The organism is Bacteroidota bacterium (assembly GCA_026391695.1).
In the GTDB taxonomy this organism is placed as follows: domain Bacteria; phylum Bacteroidota; class Bacteroidia; order Bacteroidales; family JAGONC01; genus JAPLDP01.
In genome coordinates, this window is sequence record JAPLDP010000045.1 from 1 (window position 1) to 4440 (window position 4440).

Genomic DNA, 4440 nt, shown 5'->3' on the forward strand with positions numbered 1-4440 from the left:
TCGTTTCATAAAATGTCGAATTTTAGATTATTGCGCAAATATAAATGATTGTGCTTCGAGCACGTGCAGCGCTTGAGCTACGGACTGGATTTTTATTCGTCTGTGTGTAAACCAAACGGTTTGTAATGTATATTTGGATGATATATATAATCATCAGTATAAAAAATCGTAAGACAAAAATAGCCTGAATATGAAAAGGAGTATTATTATTTTAGCCCTTTTGGCAAACTCATTATTAATTTACTCCCAGAAATGGGCCCCAACAGGAGCAAAATGGTATTACAGTTTTACCCCTGGGATGCAATATGAGCTTGCTGTCATCGAATCCATTGGAGATGTAACAATCAATGACGTCTTATGCCAGAAGCTCAATTCTTATGTTATTTATGCTGAGATGGAACCTAATGGGACTTATCATTGGGATACACTAAATTGTCCATATCAATACACATTTTTTAATTCAAACAAAGTCTTTATTTATAATTCAACATCCAATGGCTTCGATGTATTATACGACTTTAGTGCGACGCCTGGGGATATTGTGACTGTAAAAGATACTCCATTTCCTGGTTACTGCCCTGAAGGTTGTTACCCGGATTGTCAATTATTTCAATATGTGATTGATAGCATAAATTATAACCTGTTCATTAATGGAATAAATTTGAAAAGATTCTATACCTCACCCACTGAAAATTCTGATTATGTATTTACTGATCCGGATAGTATGGTCGGCTATGCTCCAATAATTGAAAGGCTGGGCTCATTAAAATATTTGTTCGGAGTTACTCGTATGCAGGTCATGGAAGGCGCAATAAATTGCTTGAGGTGTTATGAAGACAGTACGATTTTTTATAGGATCCCTGGCTGGCCTACAACTCTTCCATGTGATTATCTTCCACCTCTTTACACCCAACTCCCCGAAGATTCGGGAATGTTAAAAAAGCAAATAAAGGTATATCCTAATCCATCCGCAACCAATTTATACATTCAGTATCCGGATGGATTCGAAATACTGGGATATGAACTAATTAATTTATCAGGGTTGATTTGCCAAAGAGAAGACTTTTTAGTCCCCCAGAATCCTGTCTCTATAATTTCTTTAAGGCAGGGATATTATTTTTTAAAACTCAAGACAAGTAGAGGTGTCTTTTATTTTCATTTCATAAAGATTTAATAACCAGATATTTTTTTCTGAAGTAATTCTTCTAACAACATTTTACACTTAACATACCTGTCCTTTTTTTGTATGGCAGACAAAGAAAGAAGAAGAGAAATATGCTGAAAAGTCTATCCTATGAGATAAATTTTTAATTTCAAAACCACCCTACTCAATCTCTGCATATCAAAATAGTGTTTAGCCATTATATAAGCTTGCAGCTTGAAGCTTGCAGCTTTTCTTTAATATCAAATTTATATCTTTGCAGAAAAAAAGATATATGAATTTCATTGCGGAACTTCGCTGGAGAGGACTGATACACGACATGATGCCGGGGACGGAGGAACAGCTGGCAAAGGAAATGACAAGTGCCTATGTTGGATTTGATCCTACGGCCGACTCCCTGCATATTGGCAACCTGGTTTCTATTATGTTGCTCAAATTCTTTCAGCTTTCCGGTCATAAACCCATTGCCCTTGTCGGTGGCGCTACGGGCATGGTGGGTGATCCTTCCGGGAAATCAGAGGAAAGGAACCTTATTGAAGAGGAGACCTTGAATTATAATCTTGAATGTCAGAAGAAACAACTGATGAAATTCCTGGATTTTGAGTCGGGACCCAACGCAGCTGAGCTGGTTAACAATTATGACTGGATAAAAGGATTCAGCTTTCTCGGTTTCCTCAGAGAGATTGGTAAGCATATAACGGTGAATTATATGCTGGCAAAGGATTCAGTACAAAAACGGCTGGAATCGGGTATATCGTTTACAGAATTTTCATATCAACTCGTGCAGGGTTATGATTTCCTGTGGCTTTATGAGAATAAGAACTGTAGGTTGCAAATGGGAGGATCAGATCAGTGGGGCAATATAGTAACCGGTACCGAGCTCATTCGCCGCAAACTTGGAGGAGAAGCCTATGCCTTGACAGCTCCCCTGTTGACCAAAACGGATGGAGGCAAGTTCGGGAAAACGGAAGCCGGCAATGTATGGCTTGATCCTCAGAAAACCTCACCGTATAAATTTTACCAGTTCTGGCTCAATACTTCAGATGAAGATGCTGAAAGGTATATCAAGGTATTTACTTTATTTTCTAAGGAGGAAATTAAACGGATGATTGAAGAGCACCATCAGGCACCTCATCTAAGGATCCTTCAAAAAGCGCTAGCCAAGGATGTGACAATTCGGGTGCATTCGGAAGAGGATTACAAGGGTGCTGTTGATGCCTCATCCATTCTTTTTGGTGCCGGAACGACAGAAATGCTGAAAAAACTCCCGGAGGAGCTCTTACTGAATGTTTTTGAAGGAGTGCCTCAATGTGAGATAGCGGGCCGGGAATTAGAAGCAGGAATCGGTATTGTCGACTTTATTTCGGAGAAAACGAACATTTTTCCTTCCAAGAGCGAAGCTCGCAGGATGCTGAAAGACAATGGTGTATCAATTAACAAGGGGAAGGTTAAGGAATCATATGTTGTAAGTGAAAAAGATCTGCTTAACAATAAATATATTCTTGTGCAAAAAGGGAAGAAGAATTATTTCCTGGTGAAAGCGGTTTAGTTTTCGATATTCCACACCGGACCCTCTTTTGTATCTTTTACCGTAATATTCAATTTTGCCAACTCACTGCGTATCATATCCGACATAGCAAAATTTTTATTTTCCCTGGCATACTGACGTAAGGTGAGGATGGTATCCATAAGCTGATGAACTAGTTCATGTTGCCCTTCAGATTTTTCTTCTTTCAAGCCAAGGACATCATATACGAAATCACTGAAGATTTGTTTTAACAGGTCAAGATCGTCTTTGGTCAGTTGTTCTTTTTTATCATTAACGAGGTTAATGATCTTTATACCATCGAAAAGATGTGCGATGAGAATGGGACTATTGAAGTCGTCATCCATGGCTTCATAGCATTTCTGCTGCAGATCGCGAATATTGATGGTTGAGTTATCTGAAGGTGCGAGTTTAGAAAGGGTTTCTATTCCCTGGAAAAGGCGTTTCAGGCCTTTATCGGCAGCCTGCAGAGCTTCATTGGAAAAGTCGAGGGTGCTTCGATAATGCGCCTGCAGCATGAAGAAACGAATAGTCATTGGGCTGTAGGGTTGTTCGAGAAGCGGATGATTACCTGCAAAGAAATCACTAAGGCTGATGGCATTATTGAGTGATTTCCCCATTTTCTGCCCGTTAAGAGTAACCATGTTGTTATGCAACCAGTATTTCACAGGATCTTTGCCAGTGACAGCAACACTCTGTGCTATTTCTGATTCATGGTGGGGGAAAAGAAGATCCATACCTCCGCCATGAATGTCGAATGGCATACCAAGATATTTAGCCCCCATCACCGAGCATTCGAGGTGCCAGCCGGGAAATCCCTCACTCCAGGGAGATGACCAGCGCATAATATGTTCCGATTTAGCTTTTTTCCAGAGTGCAAAATCAGCCGGGAAACGTTTTTCTTCCTGGCCTTCCAGTTCTCTTGTTTCAGCCAGAAGATCATCTACTTTTCTTCCCGACAATTTTCCATACCGGTACTTACGGTTGTATTCCTGTACATCAAAATACACAGAACCATTGACTTCGTAAGCATAACCGGATGACAGGATTTTTTCGATCATAGCTATCTGGTCGATAATATGTCCTGATGCCAGTGGTTCTATACTGGGACTGAGGACATTGAGTAGGTTCATGTCATGGTGGTAGCTGTTGGTATAATATTGTGCCACCTCCATAGGTTCGAGTTTTTCAAGGCGTGCTTTTTTTGCAATCTTATCTTCGCCTTCATCGGCATCATGTTCCAGGTGTCCGACATCTGTGATATTTCTTACGTAACGTACTTTATAGCCCAGATGGGAAAGATAGCGGTAAACCATATCGAAGGCTATTGCCGGGCGGGCATGGCCCAGGTGTGCATCGCCATAAACTGTCGGACCGCAAACATACATGCCGACGAATGGCGGATTTACCGGCTCAAATTTTTCCTTACGGCGCGATAATGTGTTGTAAAGTATCAGATTATGTTCCATTTAACAAAGGTAGAAAAGATATCTGTTAAATCAAAAATCGGCTAAATACTATTTTGATGCGCTGGAGATTGAGTAGTGTAGTTTTGAAATTAAAGATTTGTTTCATAGATGCAGACTTTTTCAGCATATTTCTCTTCTTCTTTCTTTGTCTGCCACACAAAGAAAGAAGCAAAGAAAAGTCACCGCTGCATAAAAATCACTAAAAATTGAGCACTCAGGCTAAAATTTATGAACTCCCCCGATTAAAATCGGGGTCAAACACC

Annotated in this window: 3 protein-coding genes; 2 read left to right on the forward strand and 1 reads right to left on the reverse strand. The window is 40.1% G+C overall.

Annotation, left to right across the window (positions count from 1 at the left end; genetic code table 11):
- Nucleotides 1–190: 190 nt before the first annotated feature.
- Both NT175_06895 and tyrS read left to right on the forward strand, forming a co-directional pair.
- On the forward strand, nucleotides 191–1174 hold the full coding sequence (locus tag NT175_06895; protein ID MCX6234439.1) for a T9SS type A sorting domain-containing protein: 984 nt from the start codon (nucleotides 191–193) through the stop codon (nucleotides 1172–1174).
- A gap of 262 nt (nucleotides 1175–1436) precedes the next feature.
- Nucleotides 1437–2711, forward strand: coding sequence for a tyrosine--tRNA ligase (gene tyrS / locus NT175_06900; GenBank protein ID MCX6234440.1), 1275 nt, complete (start codon nucleotides 1437–1439; stop codon nucleotides 2709–2711).
- On the opposite strand, the gene cysS is transcribed toward tyrS, so the two are convergent.
- A complete protein-coding gene (gene cysS / locus NT175_06905; GenBank protein MCX6234441.1) occupies nucleotides 2708–4177 on the reverse strand; it encodes a cysteine--tRNA ligase in 1470 nt (489 codons plus the stop codon). The two genes, tyrS and cysS, sit on opposite strands and share 4 nt — an antisense overlap.
- Nucleotides 4178–4440: the final 263 nt, after the last annotated feature.